Below are 25,675 nucleotides of genomic sequence, written 5' to 3' on the forward strand. Positions count from 1 at the left end.
TTTGCCTGCAAACGAACTATTGGCAATACTTGCTCAACAGGCGTTTTTCCGTGCCGCTGATGCGGGAGATGAGCCCCAGCAGCTTGAAAACCGGCAGGAACAGCATGGCGGCGCCGGCCGGGTGCATATCGCTCATATCCGAGATAGCGGCTAAGATCAGCGGGTTGCGGGGCATTCCCTTGTTATCGGTGATGCCGTCTTCCGCGAGGCCGTACAGGATGCGCAGGGCGTTCTCGAACCCCGTGGAGCCGGGCTCCACGATGGTGGTGAAGAGCACGGGCTCGTTGGTTTCGTTCGAAAAGCGGTGCGATACGCCTTTTTCAACGGTGAAATGCCCGCCGGGCGCCAGGCGCACGAAGCGGTCGTTCATGGTGACGGTCAGCACGCCTTCACTTACCACGAAGGTTTCCGAGAAATTGCGGTGGTAATGCATGGGTGTTCCGCCGCCCGGCATGAGCGTCACTTCCAGCCGGGAAATGCGCCCGCCGGTGGATGCGGAGGTTTCGGTGAAGGTGACCTGGTCTTTGATGATGGGGTTGACGATGGTTGCTTTCATGATGGGGGAAGATTAAAGCTTTCTGATGATCCTGAATTTACCGGTCACTTTTTTAGACCTGAGATTACAGCCGGAGCCCGGCACATACACGGTGGCGGTCACAGTTCCCGTGATTGCTTCGCCGATTCTGCCGAATTTTTCGATATTCATCGAACCGGCACCGTACATTACTTTGCCGTTACAGTTAAAAATCGTGGATTGGTAAATGGTATAGGTGCCTTGCGGAAAACCCAACTGCACATGGATTTTTTTGTCTTCCTGGAGGCTCCCCGTCACATATTTCCCTTCCCCTTTCTCAGCGTTCGCCGTGATGTTCAACCCTCCCAGAAGACCGGTGCCAATAAGCGTAATATTGTTACCTACCCTTGTTCCATCCGTTGAATTTGCGAAATACATCGTCCCATCCACTTCCCAAACGAAATATTCGGCGGGCAACAGGGTTATCGGCACCTGTACGATCACCAGTCCTGTATTGCCCGGCCTGTCCGGATTGCGCCGGTTCACGAGGTTCCGGATGCGTACGCCAACAGCGATCTCCTCGGTTTTAGGGATACTGGCGGGGGCCTTGTAGTTAACTTTATGATGTTTTGTATTGTCGAACGTGCCCGGGCCCGTCGCGAACCACGTTTCAATGTTCTTGTCGGGCACCCAAACACCCTGAATGATCTGATTCGTTCCTTTTTTCACGTCCTGATATTGCACCAATAACATCGCCTGCTCATTGGCTTCGAGGACACGATCGCTGCTGGCGATCTCGACGCGGAACACCCGCTCGATGGTCCAGTCGCTAAAATGGCGCGTTTGGGCCGTGAGTTTTTTGTTCGCTTTGTCGATGCCGGTCATGATCTCGCGGTTCCAGTAACCTTGTGCGTCCTGGTATGCCAGATAAAGATCGTCTTCATTGGTACCGATGAGGTTGGAATCCGTATACCGCAATGTAATTTTCACATCTTTCTGGAACTGGACATTTTCGGGCAACAGGCGATAAGACGGGCCGGTGGCGGCTTCAAGCGTCGGGGTCACGGTCTGGATGGAGAAATTGGTGGCGGCGGAAACGGCGCCGGCGGGGATGTCGACAGCGATATTTCCATCGGCCGACTGGATGCTACCGCCAGCAGGGCCGATAGATTTAACGACCGGCGTGCCTTGCGGGGTACCGTGTTCTTCCACTTTTGGTTCAGGGAGTTTTTGGGGGATGCCTTCGTCGCCGTTGTTCTTTTTGCAAGATACAACTGCAGCGAGCAGGAGCACGAAGAAAAAGCTCCGCTTCATTTTTCTGATCATAGCATGATTTTTTAAATTCAGGTTTCTTATGAACGGCAAAATTGGTGCACGCGCGCGGGAGGATAAAATAAAGTCGACGGATACACGAAATCATAGATAGAAACCGCTCCGGGCCGGTATTTTGATGCACATCCGGAAAAAGCGAAAGCGCCGCAGCTCTTTCGAACCGCAACGCTTTCTTCGTTCTCGCCAGAACTTGTCCGTTAACTATTTACCGTTTGCTTTTTCCCATAAGCATGCGCAACCATTATCTGATATCGTGTTGAACCGGCCGCTCCTGCGGTTTTCCGGCTAACGCGAGGTGCATCACCGCGAGGTTCCTTCCACCGGTTTCCAATCGTTCCATCACATCCCACCCGAGCCGGGTATACAACCGTTCTGCCGAGTCGGTAAAAAGGTATAGGGCCCCGATCCCTTTCTCCTTGCTCAAATCCTGCAGGTAACGGCACAAATGCGCGCCATATCCCTTTTTCCTGAACATGGGAACGGTATACACCATCGCCAGCCAGTGGCGGTACTGCTGGAAACGGGGCACCCGGTCGCACAGCCCTACATGATGGTAAACGCCACCCGTGGCCACGGGCCGGCCGCCTACGGTCAGCACCGCCTGGAATTGGGATTCACCGGAGCAAACAGACAGCAGGTTCTCGCGGGTTTTCTGCAGTGGCAGGTTCCATTCTTCGTTGTACCATTCAGCCACGAGGCCGATCATTTCGGTATCGCCGGGCCCGAGGGCCCGCAACCTTATATTTTCCATGGGGTTCATTGCTTGTTCAAAATTAACGGATCGGGATGGATGTAAAACATCCGATCGACCGAAGCGGCGTCTGGTCGATATAAAACCGGGTCAATCCCCGATGAGCGCATCGATTTCCGCCTGCAGGGCCTTCGCCCAGGCTTCGTTCCGCAGCGTGAAATGATCTGCCCCCGGCACCAGCACCACCCGGATGTCTGCCCCTGCCGCTTCCGCTTTCCGGCCGAAAGCCGCCACAGATTCGTTCAGCAGGAAATTATCTTCCGTTCCCGCATACACCGTGATCTTCCCGACGCCGGCTTTTTTGATCTTTTGCCAGTTGTTTTGTACGTAAAGGGCGAGGTCGTAGGGTTTCCATTCCTGCACTACCGATTTGCGGATGTCGCCGGTTTGGGGATCGAAGAGCTCTTTCGGGCGACCGTCTTTTCCCGCCACCCCGAATTCCGCTTCGAAGGATTGCTGCTGCCCGCCGTCGCCGGCAAACAGTTCGGCCATCCTGGCATCGCGCTGGGATTGCTGGAAAGCCCCGTTCATGCGGAGGAAGCCCCGTTCCTTACCGGCTTCGTCGCGGTAATAATTTTTGGCCGAATAGAGGTCTACGCCCGTGAAGGAAGAAAAATCCAGCGGGTCGGGCGCGGTGGCCCAGCAGCCGGCGAAACTGGCGGGGTAATGAAGGGCGAGCCAAACGGCGCCGTATCCGCCGGAGCTTTGGCCGGTGATGAAGATCTGTTTGGGATCTTTCCTGATCCGGAACCGTTGTTGAAGATAAGGCAGCAGTTCGGTCACGAGGGCTTTGCCCCAGGGGCCGTTCACCCGCGAATCCACGAAGGCATGGAGGCCCCAGGGGGTTTGGGTTTCGGGGTTGAGGTAGACGTAGATCTTGTCTTTCCCCTGCCCCATCCCAAACACGCGCTGGTTACCGGGAATGGCGCCATGGTAATGCGTTCCGCCCCATCCGGGGATGATGAGCACTACCGGGTATTGCCGCGACGTGTCTTTCGCATACGATTCCGGCAATATGACGGCGGCTTTGATGAAAATGTCTTCTTTCCTGAAATCGCTCAGCAGGGCCGATCGCATTTTTACTTCCTTCGCCAGCTCCGTTTCCCGGAAAGGGCGTTCGGGGAAGGCCATATTGAGGGTAACGGCGCCTTCGCCCCTGCCTTTTTCAGCGATATGCAGCAGGCCTTCCTGCCGGCTGAAGAGGTTCCCCGGGGCGGTGTTGCCTCTTTCCTTCGTATTGGTGTCGAGGATGGCGACGATCTTGTAAACCCCGGGATCGAGGGTTTCGAGGGCGTTGTGCGAGGGGCGGCTTCCTTTTTCGAAGCTGATGCTTTCACCCGGCTGCCAATTGGCGACGGGCAGGTAGAAGGCCGGTTCTTCGGCCATGGTGCGGTCGGTGAACCGGGCGGCGGTGTCTTTAAGGGTGTATACGAAAAGGCGGCCGGTATAGGGGCCTTTCAGCGACGCGTCCAGCTGCACGTTCAATTTGACCTGCGCGATGGCGCCGAGGCTGCAGAGGGAAAATAACAGGGGTAATACGATTCGTTTCATGTTGTAGATGGATGTTTCTGATAGGGAGACGATCCGTACATCCAAAAGTTGCGGAAAAACCGGGCAATGGGGCGATTTATCGACGAACGGCGGGGTATGTCGACGAACGTTGGAAAATGCGGATAAAAGCGGATGGCGGCAAGCAGGCAGCGCGTGGCGGATTTGCGATGCTTCTCCGTTTATCCGCCGGATGTAACGCTTTACCAAAACTATGTAAACATGGTAACGGGGTATTTCTCTACCTTTGCCCGCAACAGATGAAGAAAATATTCGTCATATTCCTTTCCGTGCTGTACGTGGTGCTGGCTTCCGGCTTCACCCGGTACGCGCACGTATGCAAAAGGATGGCGATACAAACCTTCAGCCTGACGGATTCCGGGCAGCAGGATACCGACAGGCCCTGCCCCATCTGCGCCAGCAAGGAAAAAGATCTCATAAAGAAAAAGAAAGGATGTTGCCAGCACGAAGCCAAGCTGGTGAAGGTGGACGAGGGCATTAAAAAATATGCCGGCTCTGATCTTTCCGTAAAATTCTGGGGAGGCGCCGTTCCCAATAAAACGCTGGGGACCGTATTCGATCTTACTTCCGTCACCGGAACATCCCAATCATCTTTCCCCCACCCCTTATCTCAATTCCCCGCCCGGGGCAATCCCCTTTACATACTGCACTGCACTTACAGGATTTGATGTAGCCTGTTGTATTGAAACGGGTAGTCCGGCCATTCCGGTACTTCCCTGATCCCACATGTCTATACATCAAATTTTACTTGCAATGAAGCTAAAAATCATTGCATCTGTCAGCCTCGTTTGGATGCTCGGCACCACCGGTTATGCCCAAATCCTCAGGCTCGAAGATGCACTACAATATTCCGCAGATCGGTATGACAAGATCAAATCGAAGCAACAGCTGGTTGCTGCGGCGGAACAGCAAACCGCTTACCAGAAACAACAATATCTCCCGGATGTTACCCTGGCCGCACAGCAGAGCTTCGGCACGGTCAACATGCTGCACGGGCCCATGTACGCCTATGGCGGCATGGCGTCTGGGGCCACTTCCATGCCGCTGGCCGAACAAAACTGGAACGCGGCCTTCGGCTCGCTCTATTTCGCCAATGTGAACTGGAACGTGTTCACTTTCGGAAAGATCAAAAACCAGGTTATCCTGGGCATTAAAAAGGAACATACGGCGAAAGCGGACCTCGCGCAGGAAATCTTCCAGCACCAGGTGAAAGTAAGCGCCGCCTATCTCAACCTGCTGGCGAGCCAGCGCATCCGGTACGTCCAGGAAAAAAATCTGGCCCGGGCGCAGGTATTTTATGAGATGACGGACGCCCGGGCCCGGAGTGGACTGATCGCCGAAGTAGACGCCCAACTCGCCAGGGCCGAGGTCTCCAACGCGAAATCCCTTCAGATTAAATCCCACGACAGGGAACTGGAATTCTCCAAACAACTGGCCGTTCTGCTCGACGAACCATTTCAAACCTACCGGCTGGATAGCCTCTACAGCACCTCCATCCCCCGGAAAACGACCACCGGTGCCGATATTCAACAGCATCCGTTGTTGCAGCACCAGCAAAGAAAAATCGACGAAGGCCAGCAAAAGGGAATGCTGCTGCAGGTGAACCGGCTGCCGTCCGTATCCGCGTTCGGCGTGCTTCAGGGCCGCGGGTCCGGGTTTTCGCCGAACTATGCGCAGGATATTTCCGCTTACTCGGCCGGCTACTTCAAAGGCGTCGGCATCCAACGCAGCAACTATCTGCTCGGGTTTTCCCTTAGCTGGAACCTCACCAACGTGCTCCGCTTCAACACCAGCATCCGGGAACAAAAATTCCTGACACGGTCGCTGCAAAAGGAATTCGACGGGTATAAAAAAGAGTTGCAGGCACAAGCAGAACTCGCTTCCTCGCAGATCATCAATGCATACGACAACTTCGGGGAAACACAGGTGCAACTGACGGCCGCCGAAATGGCCTACCGGCAGCACACTTCCCTGTACGAAAACGGGCTAACGACGCTGGTAGACTATACCCAGGCACTGTACAGCCTCAACAGGGCGGAGATCGAATACGAGATCGCGCAGAACAACGTTTGGCAGGCCCTGCTGTTGCTGGCCTCGGCCAAAGGGGACCTGGGCATTTTCATTCAACACAACTAATTCGGACTATAGATGAACATGATAAAATTTGCGCTCCGGAAACCTGTATCCATCATGGTTTTGGTGCTGGGGCTGGTGTTCTTCGGCGTGCGCGCGGCCAAAGAGATCCAGGTAGACATTCTGCCCGAGATGAACCTGCCCGTGGTATACGTTGCCCACACCTTCAACGGCTACACACCGCAGCAGATGGAAGGTTACTTCACGAAGATGTACGTGAACATGATGCTGTTCGCCAACGGCATCAAAAGCATCGAATCAAAAAACACGCAGGGCCTGACGCTCATGAAAGTGAACTTTTATGAGGGAACGGACATGGGCGAAGCCATCGCCCAACTGAACGCGCTCTCGAACCGCTCGCAGGTATTCCTCCCACCGGGCGCGCCGCCGCCGTTCATCATCCGGTTCGATGCGTCATCCCAACCGGTCGGGCAGTTGGTCTTCCGCAGTCCTACCAAGACCAACAACCAATTGCAGGACATCGCCAACTTCACGGCGCGCCCGTTCCTGATCGCCATTCCCGGGCTCACTACCGCTCCCCCGTTCGGCGGCAGCCCTCGCACCATCGAGATCAATGTAGACCCGAACAAGCTGCGGGCGCATCAGCTGTCGCCCGACCAGATCGTGGAGGCCATCAGCCGCCAGAACGTGACCTCGCCCGCGGGGAACGTGTATATCGGCGATATCAATTACCTCACGCCCACCAACAACACCCTCAAAACCGTCGAGGAGTTCGGCGATATCCCCATCTTCAAGGGCCAGGTCGAAAACGTGTACATCCGCGATGTGGCCACCGTGAAAGACGGCGCCGATATTACCACGGGGTACGCCCTCATCGACGGGAAGCGTTCCGTTTACATCAATGTCGCGAAATCAGGACAGGCTTCCACTTACGACGTGGTGCAAAACCTGAAAAAAACCATCCCCACCATCCAGCGGAACCTGCCGGACGATGTCACTGTTTCCTACGAATTCGATCAGTCGGTATACGTGAGCAATGCCGTGAAAAGCCTCATCATCGAAGGTATCCTCGGTGCGCTGCTGACGGGCCTCATGGTAGTGCTGTTCCTGCGCGACAGAAGGGCCGCCCTGATCGTGATACTGACTATCCCCATCTCGATCATTTCCGGCGTGCTGTTCCTCCAGATGTTCGGCCAGACCATCAATATCATGACCTTGTCTGGCCTGGCCCTGGCGATCGGTATTCTCGTGGATGAAAGCACGGTGACGATCGAAAACATCCACCAGCATTTCGCTATGAAAAAATCGAAAGCGCAGGCCATCCTGGACGCATGCCGCGAGATCGCATTCCCGAAGCTGCTTATCCTGCTGTGCGTATTGGCGGTATTTGCGCCGGCCTTCATGATGTCGGGCATTCCCGGATCGCTGTTCATGCCGCTGGCGCTGGCGATCGGTTTTTCGATGATCGTTTCGTTCATCATGTCGCAAACATTCGTTCCCGTCATGGCGAACTGGATCATGAAAAACAAACATCATGGGGAAGAACAAAGGGAATCCCGCTTCGACCGGTTCAAAAACCGCGTGATCGCCCGGTTACAGCAATGGATGGGCAACAGGAAGATCATCGCTGCCGGAAGTCTCGCCGTTGCGCTGGCAGCCATCACGGTACTGGCCATGTTCACCGGGAAAGACGTGCTCCCTACCGTCAACTCCAGCCAGTTCCAGGTAAGGATCACCGCGCCGGAAGGCACACGGATCGAGAAAACGGAAGAAAAAGTAAAAGCGTTCCTGAAAGAACTGGACGGATTGATCGGGAAAGACAATATCGCCATTACCTCCGTATATGTGGGCCAGCACCCGTCCACCTTCGCCGTAAGCCCGATCTACCTCTACAATGCCGGGCCGCACGAAGCCCTCATGCAGGTGGCCATGAAAAAATTCAACGGTAACGCCGATGAATTGAAAGACCGCATCCGGCAACATATCAAAACGAAAATGCCGGAACTGAAACTGTCTTTCGAACCGATCGACCTCACGGAGAAAATCCTGAGCCAGGGCGCCAATACCCCCGTGGAGATCCGCATTTCGGGAATGATGAAGAAAATGAATATGATGACGGCGAACAAGTTGCTGGCGAAACTGAAATCGCTGGATTATCTGCGCGACCAGCAAATCCCCCAGTCGATGAACTACCCCGCCCTCGAAATAAACATCGACCGCGTACGGGCGGCCCAATTGGGACTGGATGCGCAGGACATCGCAAAATCCATGGTAGCCAGTACTGCATCTTCGAGATATACCAGCAAGAACATGTGGGTCGGCGGCATGATGGGCATCGCTTACGACGTACAGGTACAAATGCCCCAAAACGTGCTCAACAGCAAAGACGAGCTGGCCAACATCCCCCTGTCCAAAAACGCCGACCGGCCTGTACTGGGCGATGTAGCCACGATCATGCCCGCCAAATCCCTGGGTGAAAGCTACAACCTGGGCACGATGGGCTATACCACCGTAACCGCCAACGTCCACAAATCCGACCTCCGCAGGGCGCAGAAAGACATCGAAGCCGCCATCGCTTCCCTCGGCGATTTGCCGAAAGGCGTCAATATTCAGGTAGCAGGCATGACGCCCGTGCTGGACGATACGATGAAAAACCTCGCCAACGGCCTGCTGGTGGCCATCGTGGTCATCTTCCTCATGCTGGCGGCGAATTACCAATCATTCCGGGTATCTGTCGTTGTACTGTTTACCGTGCCCTTCGTGATCCTCGGCGCACTGGCCATGCTAAAACTGACGGGGTCTACGCTGAACCTGCAATCCTATATGGGCATCATCATGGCCGTGGGCGTATCCATCGCCAACGCGGTACTGCTGATCAGTAACGCAGAAACCCTCCGGCGCAGGAACGGCAACGCCGCCCTGTCTGCCATCGAGGCCGCAAACCTGCGCATCCGCCCCATCATCATGACCACACTGGCCATGACGGCCGGGATGTTGCCCATGGCCATCGGTTTCGGCGAAGGCGGCGACCAGGTATCTCCCTGGGCAGGGCCGTTATCGGCGGCCTGATCGCCTCCACATTCGCAGTACTGATTTTGCTGCCCCTCGTATTTGCATGGATCCAAAACAAGGCCGGCATTCAATCCCCGTCCCTGGACCCCGAAGACGAAAACAGCACCTTATACATTCACTCCAACAACCAACACCATGAACATTAAACCGATCTTCATACTGACCGCCGCTATTGCGCTGGCAGCCTGCAACAACGATAAAAAACCGGCATCGCCCGACGCGAAAAATGAAAAAGGAATGTCCGGTATGGGCATGATGATGAACCCCATGGAAACCGTCGTCATCGCTAAATCCAATCCTATGGTGATGCTGAAACTCGCCGGAGAACTGAAGCCCGACCAGCATACCGAAATGTTCGCGAAAGTGAACAGTTACGTAAAACACATACAGGTCGATATCGGTGATCGCGTACAGGCCGGTCAAACGCTGGTGTTGCTGGAAGCGCCGGAGATCCAATCGCAGGTAGCCAATGCCAAAGCCAAACTGGAAGCGCAGGAAGCCATCTTTCTTTCAACCAAGGCTACGTTCGACAGGATGATGAAAGCTAACGAAACCAAAGGCGCTATAGCCCGGGATGCGCTCGACCAGATCCAGGCGCGCAAGTTATCGGACGAAGCCAACCTCCATGCGGCCCGGTCGGCTTACAACGAAATCCGTGATGTGAATAATTACCTGGTCATCAAGGCGCCGTTCAGCGGCACGATCACCAGCCGGAACGTGGACCTGGGCGCCTATGTAGGGCCGATGAACAAGGAACCGCTCCTGGTGATCGAAAACAACCAACGGCTGCGGCTGAACCTGTCCGTTCCCGAGGCGAATACGCCCTACATCAAAATAGGCGATACCATCCGCTTCCATGTACGCTCGCGCCCGCAGGAAAAATACCTGGCCATTGTGAGCCGGAAGTCGGAAAGCCTCGATCTGAAGCTGCGTTCCGAGAAAATAGAGGCCGATTTCATCAATGAAGGCCATGCGCTGAAACCGTATATGATCGCGGAAACCACAATCCCGCTGCAGCATTCCGTACCAACGTTTTTCGTTCCGAAATCGGCCGTGGTGGAAAGCGGGACCGGCATTTACGTGATACGGGCAGAAAACGGGAAAGCGAAACATGTGCCCGTCAGCAAAGGGCGTGTAATGCCGGATAAAACGGAAGTATTCGGCGCCCTGAACGATGGAGACGCCATCCTGAAAATGGGGTCCGAAGAAATTCAGGAAGGAACGGCGATTCCGGAAGGGGGTAAAAAGTAACCCGTTCCATCGCCGGAAAGCCCGGAAGTGCAACGCTTCCGGGCTTTTTCATTGTGCTCCGGATATGCCTGAAAGTTACCCGCGATGGCGCAAAGTAGACTTCTCCAATTAAAAGAATAGCTGCGGCGCGAAGAGAACGATCGCCCTACATCCTTTACCATGGCCAATTACAGAAACTGCCACTAAATTTACGCACCGAAAATTACCGGCTTTGCAAAAAAAGTTTTTGTTTAATTCATCCGGAGTTTTACTTTTGCGGCGGAGGAATGGCAGAGCGGTCGATTGCGGCAGTCTTGAAAACTGTTGACTGTAACAGGTCCGGGGGTTCGAATCCCTCTTCCTCCGCTGAATTTTTCCCGGTCTTCGATCGGGAATTTTTGTTTTGGGGAAGTAGCGATGGAAGCACGTTTAAACCTTTCCGCATCTTGCATACTGCATCATCGCACGCTATCTTTATCTCACAATTATCCCGCACCCATGAAAACACTCCTCTTCATTTCGATCTCCACATTGATCCTGACAGGCGTAGGTGTGTTGTGGTACAAACTCAGCCGATCAAAACGGGATATTCCACCCGAAATATCCATGCGCCCCCACAACACTGCCATCATCCGCAAATCGGAACTCAACGGTAAAATGATCGTGGATTCATTGGACGCCATGGGCTATTTCCGGTTCACTCACCCCTCAGTCCTGGATTCCCTGAAAAAAGAAATCGAAACCGCATACGATGAATACGGAATTTTATCGTCGACCTACGACGAGCAAACTACCTTCCGCCCACATTGCAACCGGCTCTACAGTTGCGACGGCGAAACCCTTTACGAAACCGGCGGACTGGAAGAAATGCTGAAAGACGTCAAACCGACCTTCGATCAACTCCATGTACCCCTGCAATGGGCCGACGAATATTGGGCAGACGACGCCACCCTACATACGATCGTGCTCAACGGCAAAAAATACGAAGCATTCAAAGGAGATCCGCAAGATTCCTACTGCTGGGGATACGCCACCCGGAACTTCGTCAACATCCTCAACGATCAATTGGCGCTGCACAACGCCGAAGACCGCGTCTACCCGATCATGTACGGAAACGACGGCCGCATTGTTTTCCTCACACCATCGCAGTTCGATTTCATCCAACGGCATTTTCGCGCCGAAATGCCACGAACAGTGGAAAGCTGGTGGAACGAGGGTACGCGCTGATTACAGCGACATTCCTGTAAAAAAGATTTGTTATGTCCGCCGGGATTTTTACATTTGCGCCCGGATGTGTGGAATTCCAGCGAAAGCAGGATTTCACGAAAACCGCAACCACACGGAGAGATGTCAGAGCTGGTTGAATGTACCTGACTCGAAATCAGGTGTACTTGAAAGAGTACCGGGGGTTCGAATCCCTCTCTCTCCGCATCAAAAAAGCGCTGATTTTCAGCGCTTTTTGTATTTAGGATCGAAATAGCCCACTATTTGCCGCCAGCCGCCTTCAACCGGTCTGCCTGTTGCGCGGAATCCAACTTATACAGCTCCTTCGCTTCCTCCCGGGCCGCCTGCCCGGAAATCGCAGCCTGCGTGGCCTGGTAATACCGCGCCAAAAACACCCCGGCGATCACGATGCACAAACCCGCCAGCAAATAGATGTTTTTTGATCTCCTGGCAGGCCGCACAGCAGGCGCTTCCCCCATCCTCCCATGAAAACAATACCCGCTTTTGGGGATCGTTTCGATGATTTTCTTCTGGTCGTCTTCCAATAACTTCCGCAGTCCGGATATGGCCTGGTTCAACCCGTCGTCCGCGCCCGGGTAGTCGTTCCATATCTCCCGGATGATCAACTCCCGTTTCACCAGCTGACCGGGATGCTCCGCCAGCAAACACAACAACTTCATCAAACGGGGCTCCAGTCTGACCGTTTTTCCGGTCAACTTATCCGTCACTTCACCTCGGGTGGCATTTACCAGGAACCGGTCGTTTATGATCATAAGAAAGCTTTGACATCCTAAAAATAAGGCTTTCCAAAGGTTTTCTAAAGCTTTTCCATAGCCGGCAACTACGCGTTACCCATTAGTTTTGGGGAAATTACAATATGCAAAAATTCATCATCCTTGTACTCTGCTATTTACCGGTCACTTTCGATGCATTTTCCCAGCAAAAACGCATTTCAACGAGGATCGATAGTTTGTTCGACATGATAGCAGCCTACAAACTGCTCAACGGTGCCGTTCAAATAACAACCAACAATCATACGATTTATAAGTCCGCCTTCGGATACGCGGATTTTGCAGACCGTAAACCCAACACAGACACCACCACTTTTGCTTTAGGCTCCGTGTCGAAAATATTCACGTCCATCGCTGTATTGCAGCTGCGGGACCGCGGCAGGTGCGGGCTGGACGACCCTTTCGCCCGATACTTCCCGGAATTCCCCTACGAACGGATCACCATCCGGCAACTCCTGTCCCATACCTCCGGTTTGCCCGATTACGGGATCTTCGAAGCCGCCATTGCCCGGCAGCCGGAAAAGGTTTTTACGAACGCGGACATCATCCCGCTGCTGCAAAAGCTGCAACCGCCAACCGCATTCCAGCCAGGCGAAAAATGGCAGTACTGCAACCTCAACTTCTGTCTGCTGGCCTTATTGGTCGAAAAGTTGTCGGGCATGCCGTTTGAAAAATATCTGACAGCGAAGATTTTTAAGCCCGCCGGGATGGCGGACACCTATTTCCATGTCGGCAAACAGGTGAAACCGGCCCGTCAGGCCCTCCATCACGATTATCCCCTGTTTATCCAAACGCAGCCCGTCAACGCAGACAGCATCAAAAAAACGAGGTGGCGGACGTTTAACCTGAACGGATTGGTTGGCCAGGGGAATATTTTCAGCACCACGGCGGATATGGCCCGATTCGACCAGGCGCTGTACGGAAACAGGCTGTTACAACCTGCCAGCCTCGACGAAGCCATGCGCACCGGCCGGCCGAATGTCACCGAAAGCGCCCTGGGGCCGGCGGGTTATGGATTGGGATGGTTTGTACTGCAGGATTCCACACATGGCCGGATCGTTTTTCATACCGGCGGCGTTCCCGGCGCCATCTGCGCTTTTGTAAGGGACATCAGCCGCAGGCAAAGCTTTGTGCTGTTCGACAATGCCTTCAGCCCCAACGTTTTCGCGATTTCAAGGAACATCCTGAAAATCTGGGACCATGAACCGGCCGATCCCCTTAAAAAAAGCCTGACCCGCGATTATGTGACGGCACTATCCCAAAAGGGCGTCGATGCCGCTTTCGTAAAACTGACCCAGCTCCGGTCAGATTCGCTCCATTATTTTTTAAGCGAACATGAAATGAACGAACTGGGCCTGCAATTGCTGTACGCCGGCAAAACAGCCAGCCATACCGCCGACGCGCTGGAAGTGCTAAAACTGAATACGCTCCTGTTCCCGCTGAGTTTCAATACTTATGATAGTTATGGAGAAGCGCTGGCGGTGGCGGGAAAGAAGGAGGAAGCGATCTGGATGTATAAAAAATCGCTGGAAATAAACCCGCAAAGCAAAGGCGGCCAGGAAGCGTTGGCGCAATTGCTGAAATGATAGCGCCCCCCAATCCCGGGCTGCGCCTGGGATTGGGGGGCCTAAATTGATAATATCGGAGAATCAGTCTGCCGTTTCCATACCAGCATCCGTCAATCGCCATGCATGATCGAAGAAACCCGCCATTTTAACGCCTTTCGCACCGGAAAGGAGCATACCGGCATCATAGATCATGTAATCGGGAAACCCGCTCGCACCGGCGAAATACTGGTTCGCATACGCCGCCTTCATCCCCATGATACCCGTGCCGCCGATCACCGCTACCGACGCCCTTTCCGATCCCGGCAGCGGCCACACGAAGCTGGCGCTCATGCCGAGGCCCGTCCAGGTTTTGCCGCCGGCTGTGATGCTGTTGCGCTGCACTTGTATCGGCGCGCCCGACAGCAGGGTATTCCAGGCTTTATTGGTGGTTTGGTTGCCGTAAATGATCACACCCCGGTCTGTATATTTTTCCAGATCATATTCCTTGTCCGCAATAATGTCTATAGCGCCATTGCCGCGATAGTACCAGGTTTCGGCATCGTAACGGGCTTTATTGAAGCTCCATTCGTTCTCTTCCGGGGTGCCCCCGGTGCTGTATACGAATACCATCCGGTGGTTGAAAGCATCCTTCAGCGTGCCGTAGCGGTGAGGCCCTTTTTCCGTTTTCGAAGGCTCGGGCGCTGACTGCCAGCCGGTTTCCGTTTGCAGGAGGAATAAGGGCTGCGCGGATGCGGTGTGTTGCAGTTCCGATCCGTCCAGCTTCAGGGTGAGTTTTTTACCGGCGAATTCGGAAAGGTCGAGGCGAAGGAGGCGGACGTTCTCCGTTTGGCCTTCGATGATACCCGCGGCCCGGTCGCGCTTCAGACGGATGCGGCTGTAATGCAGCGCCTGCTTTTGCTGGTAGATCGCTGCCCAGCGGTACGCTTCGGAAATCCCGGGATTGGCCGTGGTAAAGTCGATGACGTTAACGGCGGAATCCACGGGGCGGCGGCGCCAATGGAAGAAATCGAAGATCGGCTGCCAGTCTACGCTGATATCCCCGAACCAATGTTCCCCGCCGGGATATTCGCAGTAACTGAAATCGGGATGGAATTCGGCCAGCACTTCGCGCATCTGGCGGGCATACGTCACGGGCACAACCCTATCCGCATCTCCATGAAAAACATACACGCCCAATGGCTTGTAATTCTCCGCCAGCCGGATCACGTCGCTCTGGTTGCCGGCGCGCAGCAGCATTTTCTCCATGGGGTCGTTGCTGCCATCGGGCACGAGCCCGTCTGCCGAACCATATCCTTTCAGCGTGGGATATCCCGCGCTCGGCGCGATGGCAGCCCATTTGGCGGGATAGGTAGCTCCCAGGAACCAGGCGCCGTGGCCACCCATGGAGTGCCCGGTCAGGTAGATCCGCTGCGGATCGGGCTCGAACGAGCGGCGGGCCAGTGCCAGCACTTCCAGCGCATCGATCCTCCCCCAGTCTTCCCAGTTGAAACCCCTCGGCCGGCGGTTCGTTGCGGCCACGAGCGTTCCCCAATCCTTCGACTGGTAAGCCCTCGCCTGCCCGATCGCTTCCACGCCCGCGCCGTGAACAGACAGGAACAGCGCCGATCCCTTCCGGAAACCGCCCGCCTGTGGCGCCACGGCGTAATATTGCAGGCTGCCGTCAATGGCGCTGATGAATGTATTACTATATTTTTCCGCCGGGGAAACGGCCTCTATCGTCACCTTGGCTTCGTCGAGCAGGCGGTCGCCCTCCAGCAGGGAAACCGTGCATTCCACCTTCCCGGGAGCGGTCACGCCCGCAGGGTCGAAGGTAAACGGCACTTTTCGCGAGGAATATTTCGGAACGGCGGGCACGTCGGTCAGCGTCTCCCGTCCGCCAATAACGGCTTTCAGCCGCAGTTTCCGCTTTTCCGCCGGCGCGCTGTTGATCACTACCAGCGCACCTTGCAATTGCGCATCGCCCCGCCCCGTCACGATAGACGGCAACGTGGCGTCTGCGGCCTGCAACTGCACCGGATTTCCGGGGAAACTGAGGCTGGCGGTGATCATCGTTCCGCGGACGTACAATTCGTTCAAACCCTTCTTCAATTGCACCGGAATGTAGAGCCATCCGGAATTGTAGGGATCGCCGGTATGCGGTTCGCCGTTGATGTACAGCCCGCTGTTGCCGCGGATGTTCAGCAGCGCCGTTTGCGCCTTTTCAGATCCATATGTCAGGTAAAAATATCCGCCCCGCCCGAAGCTGCCCCTTCCACCGCCACGCCGGAACAGGCGCTGGGCAGAATCCGCCGTAACGGCGCGCCAGGTAAGGGTATCGCTGAAAACATCGCCGGCTTTCGGCGGTTTCAGATCGTTGGCATAGAGCCGGTATGCGAGGGCGTCGGAATAAATGGCTTCGCGGCCATACCGCTGCGGACTGGCCACAAACAGGGCATCGCGGAAGGTGTACGTGTCCTGCGCAAGGGCAGGAACGAGCACCAGCAGCAGGGCACCCTGCAAAAGGAATTTGTAGATACGCGTCATCGGGAGCTATTTCATTGTTCGAAAACAATATACGCATCGCCCGATAAAAGCGGAACTCATTTTGATGAAAGGCGGAAAGCGCCGTCAGGTCACGGAAGGCAATACCACCCTGATTTCCGTGCCTTCGTTCATCCGGCTTTCCACGATGATCTCACCCTTGTGCATCCGGATGATGGTATTAGTGAGCGGCAGCCCGATCCCGTAGCCTTCGAAACTGCTCGTGTTGCTGGCGCGGAAAAACGGCGAAAAAATGTAAGGCAGGTCTTGCGCGGGAATGCCGATCCCGTTGTCTTTCACGATCACAATATTCTTCGTGTCTGTTGCCGCCAGCGCCAGTGAAACGGGCTGGTTGCTGGAATATTTGATGGCATTGGTGACAATGTTGGTAATGGCCAGTTCCAGCAGCTGGAAGTTGCCGGTGATGCTCATTTTGTCTTCCTCTTCGGGGAACAGACTGTAGTCGATGGACACGTGGTTGCCGGGGCTCAGCCTGTCTGTCATCTGTTTGACGGCGAACAGGAGCTCGTCTGTCCGGATGAGCTCCCAGTGCTGCTTTTTGCCGTCGAACCCCGTTTGGGCCAGTTGCAGGAGGCTGCGGGTGATGTGGTTGAGGCGCTCGGCTTCGGTGAGCATGCGGGAGATGGACGCCCGCAGGCTGTCTGCGTCCCGGTTGCCGCGCAGGGCCAGTTCCGCTTCGCCGATAATGGCCGTGAGCGGGGTTCCCAGCTCGTGAGATGCGTTGCTTACGAAATTGTTCTGCGTTTCGAAAGCCGTTTCCAGCCGGTCGAGCATATTATTGAAAGTGCCTGCCAGCTCCCCCACTTCATCTTCGCCGGATTCGGTGCTGACGCGGAGGTGAAGGTTGTTGGAACTGATGTTTTTTACCTGGTGCATGATGCGGTGTACCGGCGCCAGGATGTATTGCGAGAAGAAAACGCCTGCTCCCACGATGAGCGCGGTGGCAACCAGGAAACAGATGACGAGGATTTTCCGCAGTTCGGCCATGTATTGGCTGCGGTATTCGTTGACGGCCGAAACCACCACCACGCTTCGCCCGCCACTGTGGGAGATGAGGATGCCGGCATAAAAGCGTTCGTTGTAGCGATAGGTGTTCTGGCCCTGGCGCACTACTTCGTCGTAGAAAGCGTAAGGAAGATTGGGTTTCGCGGGCCTTACGAACCGCCCGGCCGCATACGCGACGGGGATGATGTATTCCTCTTCGGAAGGCAATTTTTCGAGGTGGCGGTCGCGGATGATGTTGTAGGCCGTAGTGTCTGTCCCGTTCGGCGGATAGGCGGCGTTGGCGGTGACGTAGGCGCGGATTTCGAGGCGTTTGTAGAAGTCGCCGAAAGAATACCGGTTGGCCAGGTAATACACGAAAAAGCTCATCAGCAGGATGATGGAAAAAGTCAGCACCGAAAAGAGGAGCATGATTTTGTTACTGATCTTCATCGGCGAGGGTTTCTTTTAACATATATCCATGGCCTACGATGGTGTGGATCATTTCCGGTTCGGATTCCTTATTGATTTTTTTCCGGAGATAGTTGATGTATACGTCCACCACCTTGGTATTCATATTGAAATCGATGCCCCAAACGTGTTCGAGGATTTCCGCCCGGGATAAGACTTTCCGCGGATTGGAAAGCAGATATTCGAGCAGGCGGTATTCGGTGGCGGTGAGGGTGAAGATGCGGTTGTTGCGGCTGGCCTGGCGGGTGTCTGTGTTAAGCGCGAGGTCGCCGAGGCGGAGGATGTTGGAGGGCCTGACGGCCGGGGAAACGTTGCCGTTCTGCCGCCTTACGAGGGAGCGGATGCGGGCTTCCAGCTCCTGGAATTTGTAGGGCTTGGTAAGGTAATCGTCTGCCCCGGAATCGAGCCCCATCACTACGTTATCGATCGTGGAAAGGGCGGTGAGCATGAGAATGGGCGTCCCGTTCTTTTCCGCACGGATCTGCCGGCACACTTCGATACCATTCATCCCCGGCAACATCACGTCGAGGATAATAAGCACGAATTCGCCACTGCGCGACATCTCCAGCCCCAGGAGCCCGTCTGGCGCCACGCTCACCTCATACCCCGACTCCGTCAATCCCCGCGAAATCACCGACACTACCGCCGGCTCGTCTTCTACCAACAAAATTCTCATACTGCATCCATCTTGATCCTTTCAAAAATAAGGGCTGACAGCCGGAAAACCCGCGGTCCGCAGATATTCTTACCGGATTCTTACTTCCTGCTCAACACATTCTTACAGGTTTGCATCCACATCCTTATCCGGAATTTACCGGTCCCTAACCCCGCCCCGGTAGCTTTGCATTCAAAACGAACCGTATGCAACATGTCATGATTCCTACCGATCTCAGCATCCGCTCGCTGGGCTATCTTCATCACCTGGCTTCCCAAACCGAAAGCCCCGTCCGCATCACCCTCATGCACGCGCTCCGCCTCCCGGATTCCCTGCTCGACTGCTGGCCTTTCAGCCGCAGCCACCGCTACGTGCATGTGCCCGACGATTTCCGGGAAGCCTGCGAAGTGATGAAAAACCGCTATGCCCAGGTATTCTCCCATATCGGCGTGGAATTCTTCTACGGCACCACCGCGCCGGCGCTGCGCAATTTCGTCCGGGCGCACGACATCCACCGTATCGCCGTTCCCGACCAATTGCATTACCGCAACGCCGGCGAAAACAGCTATAACCCGGAAAGCCTGTTCCGGCATATGAAACTGCCCGTTTCCTCCCTGAAAATGACGGCCCCCAGGCAAGTGGTCACCGCCCCGGCGTCCATTTCCGCCCTGCTCGGCGTGCAGGTTTGACTCACTTAAAAAACTCGCGTATGTTACTGAAGAAAGGCATTCCGTTGGGGTACATCTTCGGAAAGATCAAATACGAAATCCTCGCCGTTACCGTGTACACGCTTATCATCAATATGCTGTACTATCAATACGGACTGAAGGAAATTTCCATTCCGCTGGCGGTACCGATGGTACTGGGCACCGTATTGTCGCTGTTGCTCGCCTTCCGCTCCAACCAGGCGTACGACCGCTGGTGGGAAGCCCGCACGATCTGGGGCGCCATCGTCAACGATTCCCGGTCGCTGGCCCGGCAGATGATGTCTATCGTAGATGGCGACGATTCGGAAGAATTCCGCCATTTCCGGCAGCACTTCATCAAAAGGCAGATCGCCTGGAATTATGCACTGGGACAAAGCCTCCGCAGGAAAGACCCCCTGCGTGGACTGGAAAGGCTCCTCTCCCGCCGGGAACTGAACCTGCTGTCGCGGTACGACAATGTACCGGCCGGCATTCTCCAGCTGCATAGCCGCGATATCAAATATGCCCTTCAGCAGGAATGGCTCAATCCCTATCAGCAGATCGAGCTGGACAGGACCCTCACGCGCCTGTGCGACGCCATGGGCAAATGCGAGCGTATCAAGAACACCGTTTTTCCCGCCACTTATTCGCTGTATACCCATTTCGCCGTCATCTTCTTCATCCTCCTGCTGCCGTTCGCGCTCATCGATTCGCTGGGCATCGTGGAAGTGCCGCTCGTGGGCGCTATTTCCGCCTCTTTCCTCCTGATCGAAAAAATGGCCATCAACCTACAGGACCCTTTCGAAAACAAGCCGACGGATACGCCGATGACCACCATCGCCCGGAAAGTGGAGCGCGACCTGCTGCAGATCGCCGAAGAAGATATCATACCGGTAGACACGGAAGTGGCGCCGCAGGAAGAAACGGCGGATTACTACATCCTCTAAGCATGCAGTCATATACAGCAAAGCCCGGCGGGCATCTGCCTGCCGGTTCCCATCGCAGTTTTTCATCCAAAAGCCGGGCAATTCCCGACAGGACGTGTTTTATAGGTTAGATAGATGTACGCAAGGAAAGTAGAAACAAAATCCGGCAGGCTTCGGCCTGCCGGTACTATTTGATCCGGACCGAAATACTTTCAGCTATACAGAACCGATGAATGGACCCCATGCAAAAAAAACCGGCAGGATTTCTCCTGCCGGTACAACCTGATGTTCATGAAGAGCGATAATCGCGGACAGAAGTCAACTGCCTTGTGCATTACTTCCTTACAACCTGTCTGTTGATTTGAGTAAGACAACTATCGACTGTCCGCAACTACCTATTGAGTTCAACTTTCAACTTTCCTTTATCATCTGTTTGTTTCCTGGAATTAGATAACCGCAGACAGTTGACAATCGCGATGTGCATTACTTCCTTTACCTGTCTGTTGAGTCGAATAATCATCAACCATCCGCAGCTATCTTCTATATGGTCAACTGAGCGATAACCACTGACAGATGACAGTTGCCGGTGCATTACTTCCTTCCAACCTGTCTGTTGATTTGAATTCAACAACTATCATCTGTCTGCGGGATCGCCGTTATTGGTAGCCGCCGCCGAGCGACCGGTACAGGTCTACCATGGCGGTGAGGCGTTGGCGTTTTACGTCTGCCTGGGTCAGTTCTGCCTGGAGGCTGGTGCCTTGTGCGTTGATGACTTCCAGGTAATTGGCCAGGCCGCTGCGGAACAGCAGGCGGGCGTTGTTCACGGCCTGCTGGGTGGTTTGGAAGCGGGAACCGGCGATGGTTTGCTGTTGCTGGAGTTTATCCAGCTGCACCAGCGCGTCGGTCACTTCCCGAACGGCAACGGTCACTGATTGTTTGAACCGGATAGCGGCCTGGTCGCGGTCGTTCTTCGCGATTTCCAGCTGGGTTTTCAGCCGGCGTTGCTGGAAGATCGGCTGCGCGATGTTGCCTGCCACCGTTCCGAAGAGCGAATGCCCCTGGAACCATTTCCCGATTTCGTAGGCGTTCAGGCCACCGTTGGCCGTGAGGCTGAGCGTGGGGTACATGGCCCCCTGTGCGGCGCCTACGTTGGCGTTGGCAGCTTTGAGCCCCATTTCGGAGGCTTTCACGTCGGGCCGGTTGGCGATCACCTTGGCGGGAACGCCGGTCTGGAGGCTGTCCCACACCTGATAGCCGTACAGCGAAGCGCTTCTGTTCACGGTGCCGGGCAGTTCGCCCATGAGGATGCGGATGGCGTTTTCCTGGATGGTGGCGGCCTGTTCCAGCTGCGGGATGAGCAGTTCTGCCAGTTGCTGTTGCGCTACGGCTTGCTGAACGGCCAGTTCGGTCACTTCGCCGGCCGTTTTCTGCATGCGGATCATTTGCACGATGGTGTCGCTCAAAGCGGCGTTGCGTTTGGCGATATCGAGCTGCGCGTCGAGCATGAGGAGGTTAAAGTAGCTGTTGGCTACCTGGGCCACGATGCCGGTTTGCACGGCGCGGGCGGCCTCGAATGTCTGGAGGTACTGCGCCAGTGCGGCTTCCTTCTGCCGGCGGATCTTGCCCCATACATCGATTTCCCAGGAAAGGCCGACGCCGAGGGTGTAATCCTCGATATGGTCGGTTTTCAGGAAGTTGTTGAGGCTAAGCCCGTTGAGGCTGTTTTTGGAAGGGAACGACGTGTTGGCCGCTGCGTTGGCGTTGATGGAAGGCAGCATGGCTGCTTTCGCCTGTTTCACGTAGGAAGAGGCGGCTTCGATCCGTTTGAGCGCCAGCTGGAGGTCGAAGTTGCTGTTGAGCGCGGTGCCGATCAGCTCCTGGAGGGCGGGATCGGGGAAGAACTGCTTCCAGGGCGCCGCTCCGACTGAACTGTCTGCCGCGGCCGTATTGCCGAACTGCGCGGGCAGCGGGGTCTCCGGCCGCTGGTAGTCTTTGCCCACCTTGCAGGCGGCCAAAGATGCGGCAGAAAGTATAGCTATTAAGTATTTTGAATATTGCGTCATAATTGCCTTGATTTTACTTATACGGTTGCTTCTTCCATTTCCATCTCCATCTCTTCTTCATAAACTCTTAAGCCGGGGCGGCCGGTTATTTTTTCCTGTAAGAACTGGAATATCACATACAGCACAGGAATGATAAATACACCCAGGATCACACCGGTCAACATACCGCCGATAGCGCTATAACCAATGGAGTGGTTACCAACCGCGGAACCTTTGGACACAAATACCAGGGGTATCAGACCTACGATAAAGGCGAATGAAGTCATCAGGATGGGACGCAGCCTGGCTCTTGCCCCGGCCAGCGCCGATTCGAGCAAGCCCATGCCGTTGCGCCGCCGCTGCAATGCAAATTCTACTATCAGGATGGCGTTCTTCGCCAGCAAACCTATCAACATGATCATACCAATCTGTACGTAGATGTTATTGTCCAGACCGGCAAAACCGATGAAGGCAAATACACCCAGGATACCTGTCGGGATGGTCAGGATAACTGCGAGCGGCAATACATAACTTTCGTATTGAGCTGCCAGCAGGAAGTATACGAACAGGATGCTGAGCAGGAAGATGTAGATCTGCTGGTCGCCGGCGGAGATCTCTTCGCGTGTCGCACCTGTCCATTCGTAACCATATCCTTGCGGCAACGCCGTTTTAGCGGTCTCTTCAATAGCTTTGATCGCATCACCAGTACTGTAACCCGGCTTGGGCGTACCGTTGATGGTAACGGCATTGAACATGTTGTTGCGGGTCACTGTTTCAGGACCGTACACACGCTTGAGCGACACCATTGATTTTACCGGTACCATCTCGCCCAGGCTGTTCTTCACGTAAATACCATCCAGAGAGTTGACGTCGGTACGATACGGTACATCGGCCTGCGCTACAACACGATAGTACTTTCCGAAACGGTTAAAGTCAGAAACATAGCTGCTACCGTAATATATCTGCATGGTCTGCATCAGATCGGTAACGGATACGCCTAATTGTTTGGCCTTGAAATTATCCACTTCTACCTTATACTGGGGGTTACCCGCGGAGAAGGTGGTGAAGGCCGCGCCAATTTCCGGTCTTTGCATCAATGCTCCGATAAAGGCCCAGGCGTTGTTACCCAGCTGGTCCAGCGGGCGCCCCTGTTTATCCTGCAGCATGAACTCAAAACCGCTCACGTTACCAAAACCCTGCACCGTAGGGAAGTTGAAGAAGAAGGCACCGGCATCTTTCAGCTCGCTTGCAGGTCCATACATCATACCGGTGATCTGGTCGATGTTATCTACTTCACCCCTTTCACCTTTGTCTTTCAGACGTACAAACCCTGCGGCATAAGGAGATGCGGCGGCATTGCTGATGAAGTTAAAACCGTCCACCGTCCAGGTATGTTTCACAGACGGGAACTGGCGAAGCTTTTCGTCTATTTTAGACGTTGACTTATGCGTTCTGTCCAGTGAGCTGCCCGGAGGCGTGTTCAGCGCATATAATACGAAGCCCTGATCTTCCGTAGGAATAAATCCTGTAGGTGTCTTCCGGACCAGTATAAAAGATGCGATGGCTACGATCACCAGCAGACCAATGGCAATTGCTTTCCGCTTGATCAGGAAATTAAGGCTCTTGATATACCGGTTCGTCATGGAACGGAAACCGGCGTTAAAGGCATTAAAGAAGCGGCTTCCAAAGCCCGTTTTCTGTCCATGCTCGCCGTGTTCAGGTTTTAAGAACAAGGCGCACAGCGCGGGGCTCAGGGTCAATGCATTGATCGCGGAGATCATGATAGCGATCGCCAGCGTAAATGCAAACTGCCTGTAGAACACACCTGCGGGACCCTCCATAAAACCAACGGGTATAAATACCGCCATCATCACCAGGGTAATGGAAATCACCGCGCCTGATATTTCATCCATCGACTTCAGGGTAGCTTTTCTTGCGGGCCATCGCGTTTGTTCCATCTTGGCGTGCACCGCTTCCACAACGACTATCGCATCATCCACCACGATACCGATTGCCAGTACCAGGGCGAACAGGGTGAGCAGGTTAATGCTGAAACCAAATAGCTGCAGGAAGAAGAATGTGCCTAAAATGGCCACGGGTACTGCAATAGCAGGGATCAACGTAGAACGGAAATCCTGCAGGAAGAGGTATACCACGAGGAATACCAGCAAAAATGCGATGATGAGCGTTTCACGAACCTGGTGTATAGACGCGTCCAGGAAGTCCTTGGCGTTGTACATCACCACCGTCTTCACACCGGTAGGAAGCGTGGCTTTAAAATCCACCAGCAGATGCTCGATGTTATCAAGGATCTCATTGGCGTTGGATCCGGCAGTTTGAATAATAGCAAAACCTGCCGCAGGTTTGCCATCCAGCAGGTTGTTCGCTCCGTAGTTGAGCGCCCCGAATTCGATACGGGCCACGTCTTTCAAACGAAGCATGGAACCATCGCTGTTGGCCTTGATAACAATATTCTCGTAGTCTTCGTTCAGGCTCAGCTTGCCTTTGTATTTCAATACGAACTCAAAGGTTTCCGTGCTGTTTTCGCCCAAACGGCCGGGGGCGGATTCAATGTTCTGATCCCTGATCGCGTTCAACACGTCCTGCGGGGCCAGGTTATTGGCTGCAAGGCGGTCGGGCTTTAACCAGATACGCATGGAATAGTCCTTGGCGCCGAAGATCTGCGCCTGGGCTACGCCGGGCACACGTTGGATCTGGGGGATCAGGTTGATCTTGATATAGTTTTGCAGGAACTTCTCATCGTATTCCTTAGGGTTTTCGCTATACAACCCCATGAACATGATGAAACCGTTCTGCACCTTCTGCGTGCTGATGCCCGCGCTCACCACTTCTGCGGGTAACTGGCTTGTGGCTTTGGACACCCTGTTCTGCACGTTCACCGCAGCGATATCAGGATCGGTCCCCTGTTTGAAATAGACGGTCAACACCATGCTGCCGTCGTTATTGGAGTTGGAGGTCATGTAGGTCATGTTCTCCACCCCGTTCACCGATTCCTCTATCGGGTTGGCCACGGAACGGGCCACTACTTCGGCGTTGGCGCCGGGATAGACGGCCGTCACGGTCACACTGGGCGGCGCGATGTCGGGAAACAACGTAACCGGCAGGGCAAAGTAGGAGATAATCCCCAATAATAGCAGGATTATGGACACTACCGTTGAAAGCACCGGCCTTAATATAAATGTTCTTAACATGATAAATTCACTTTTA

Annotated in this window: 18 protein-coding genes and 2 tRNA genes; 10 read left to right on the forward strand and 10 right to left on the reverse strand. The window is 54.6% G+C overall.

Translation table 11 applies throughout. The features are described 5' to 3' along the window. Positions 1-16: 16 nt before the first annotated feature. The 4 genes from WJU22_RS22735 to WJU22_RS22750 all read right to left on the reverse strand — a co-directional run bounded on the left by WJU22_RS22735 (position 17) and on the right by WJU22_RS22750 (position 4,148). On the reverse strand, positions 17-556 hold the full coding sequence (locus WJU22_RS22735; RefSeq protein ID WP_341840470.1) for a cupin domain-containing protein: 540 nt from the start codon (positions 554-556) through the stop codon (positions 17-19). 12 nt (positions 557-568) lie between these two features. Beyond that, entirely contained in the window at positions 569-1,840 is a 1,272-nt protein-coding gene (locus tag WJU22_RS22740; RefSeq protein WP_341840471.1) for a hypothetical protein, read from the reverse strand. Between the two features lie 247 nt (positions 1,841-2,087). Beyond that, positions 2,088-2,597 carry a GNAT family N-acetyltransferase gene (locus tag WJU22_RS22745; protein ID WP_341840472.1) on the reverse strand — a complete coding sequence of 170 codons (510 nt, stop codon included), beginning with the start codon at positions 2,595-2,597 and terminating at the stop codon, positions 2,088-2,090. A gap of 90 nt (positions 2,598-2,687) precedes the next feature. Continuing rightward, positions 2,688-4,148, reverse strand: a complete 1,461-nt coding sequence (locus tag WJU22_RS22750) for an alpha/beta hydrolase-fold protein (RefSeq protein ID WP_341840473.1) — start codon at positions 4,146-4,148, stop codon at positions 2,688-2,690. 257 nt (positions 4,149-4,405) lie between these two features. On the opposite strand from WJU22_RS22750, the gene WJU22_RS22755 reads away from it, so the two are divergent. From WJU22_RS22755 to WJU22_RS22785, 7 genes are all read left to right on the forward strand, one after another. Continuing rightward, entirely contained in the window at positions 4,406-4,834 is a 429-nt protein-coding gene (locus WJU22_RS22755) for a hypothetical protein (RefSeq protein ID WP_341840474.1), read from the forward strand. Positions 4,835-4,919: 85 nt separating this feature from the next. After that, positions 4,920-6,302: a TolC family protein gene (locus tag WJU22_RS22760; RefSeq protein ID WP_341840475.1), complete on the forward strand. Its 1,383-nt coding sequence runs from the start codon at positions 4,920-4,922 to the stop codon at positions 6,300-6,302. A 12-nt stretch (positions 6,303-6,314) separates the two neighbouring features. After that, complete coding sequence (locus tag WJU22_RS22765) at positions 6,315-9,329, forward strand: efflux RND transporter permease subunit (protein ID WP_341840476.1); 3,015 nt, start codon at positions 6,315-6,317, stop codon at positions 9,327-9,329. Positions 9,330-9,467: 138 nt separating this feature from the next. Further along, a complete protein-coding gene (locus WJU22_RS22770; protein ID WP_341840477.1) occupies positions 9,468-10,583 on the forward strand; it encodes an efflux RND transporter periplasmic adaptor subunit in 1,116 nt (371 codons plus the stop codon). A gap of 260 nt (positions 10,584-10,843) precedes the next feature. Further along, positions 10,844-10,928, forward strand: a tRNA-Ser gene (locus tag WJU22_RS22775). Between the two features lie 132 nt (positions 10,929-11,060). Further along, complete coding sequence (locus WJU22_RS22780; protein ID WP_341840478.1) at positions 11,061-11,789, forward strand: hypothetical protein; 729 nt, start codon at positions 11,061-11,063, stop codon at positions 11,787-11,789. A 114-nt stretch (positions 11,790-11,903) separates the two neighbouring features. Then, positions 11,904-11,991: transfer RNA gene (locus tag WJU22_RS22785), tRNA-Ser, on the forward strand. 55 nt (positions 11,992-12,046) lie between these two features. Here the strand turns inward: WJU22_RS22785 and WJU22_RS22790 are convergent. Next, positions 12,047-12,559: a helix-turn-helix domain-containing protein gene (locus tag WJU22_RS22790; protein ID WP_341840479.1), complete on the reverse strand. Its 513-nt coding sequence runs from the start codon at positions 12,557-12,559 to the stop codon at positions 12,047-12,049. 104 nt (positions 12,560-12,663) lie between these two features. Here WJU22_RS22790 and WJU22_RS22795 point away from each other — a divergent pair, with 104 nt between their 5' ends. Continuing rightward, entirely contained in the window at positions 12,664-14,163 is a 1,500-nt protein-coding gene (locus WJU22_RS22795) for a serine hydrolase domain-containing protein (RefSeq protein ID WP_341840480.1), read from the forward strand. A gap of 63 nt (positions 14,164-14,226) precedes the next feature. Here the strand turns inward: WJU22_RS22795 and WJU22_RS22800 are convergent, their stop codons facing one another. The 3 genes from WJU22_RS22800 to WJU22_RS22810 all read right to left on the reverse strand — a co-directional run bounded on the left by WJU22_RS22800 (position 14,227) and on the right by WJU22_RS22810 (position 18,814). Further along, a complete protein-coding gene (locus WJU22_RS22800; protein WP_341840481.1) occupies positions 14,227-16,668 on the reverse strand; it encodes an alpha/beta hydrolase-fold protein in 2,442 nt (813 codons plus the stop codon). 84 nt (positions 16,669-16,752) lie between these two features. Further along, positions 16,753-18,120: a HAMP domain-containing sensor histidine kinase gene (locus WJU22_RS22805; RefSeq protein ID WP_341840482.1), complete on the reverse strand. Its 1,368-nt coding sequence runs from the start codon at positions 18,118-18,120 to the stop codon at positions 16,753-16,755. Next, positions 18,107-18,814 carry a response regulator transcription factor gene (locus WJU22_RS22810; RefSeq protein WP_341840483.1) on the reverse strand — a complete coding sequence of 236 codons (708 nt, stop codon included), beginning with the start codon at positions 18,812-18,814 and terminating at the stop codon, positions 18,107-18,109. The genes WJU22_RS22805 and WJU22_RS22810 overlap by 14 nt, the downstream gene beginning before the upstream one ends. A gap of 185 nt (positions 18,815-18,999) precedes the next feature. On the opposite strand from WJU22_RS22810, the gene WJU22_RS22815 reads away from it, so the two are divergent. Both WJU22_RS22815 and WJU22_RS22820 read left to right on the forward strand, forming a co-directional pair. Next, positions 19,000-19,482 carry a hypothetical protein gene (locus tag WJU22_RS22815; RefSeq protein ID WP_341840484.1) on the forward strand — a complete coding sequence of 161 codons (483 nt, stop codon included), beginning with the start codon at positions 19,000-19,002 and terminating at the stop codon, positions 19,480-19,482. A gap of 20 nt (positions 19,483-19,502) precedes the next feature. Next, entirely contained in the window at positions 19,503-20,426 is a 924-nt protein-coding gene (locus WJU22_RS22820; protein WP_341840485.1) for a bestrophin family protein, read from the forward strand. Between the two features lie 635 nt (positions 20,427-21,061). Here WJU22_RS22820 and WJU22_RS22825 read toward each other — a convergent pair. Both WJU22_RS22825 and WJU22_RS22830 read right to left on the reverse strand, forming a co-directional pair. Next, entirely contained in the window at positions 21,062-22,468 is a 1,407-nt protein-coding gene (locus tag WJU22_RS22825; protein ID WP_341840486.1) for an efflux transporter outer membrane subunit, read from the reverse strand. A 17-nt stretch (positions 22,469-22,485) separates the two neighbouring features. Further along, the gene (locus tag WJU22_RS22830; RefSeq protein WP_341840487.1) at positions 22,486-25,659 is read right to left on the reverse strand and encodes an efflux RND transporter permease subunit; all 3,174 of its coding nucleotides are present in this window, start codon (positions 25,657-25,659) and stop codon (positions 22,486-22,488) included. Positions 25,660-25,675: the final 16 nt, after the last annotated feature.

It is taken from the genome of Chitinophaga caseinilytica (genome assembly GCF_038396765.1).
Taxonomy (GTDB): Bacteria; Bacteroidota; Bacteroidia; order Chitinophagales; family Chitinophagaceae; genus Chitinophaga; species Chitinophaga caseinilytica.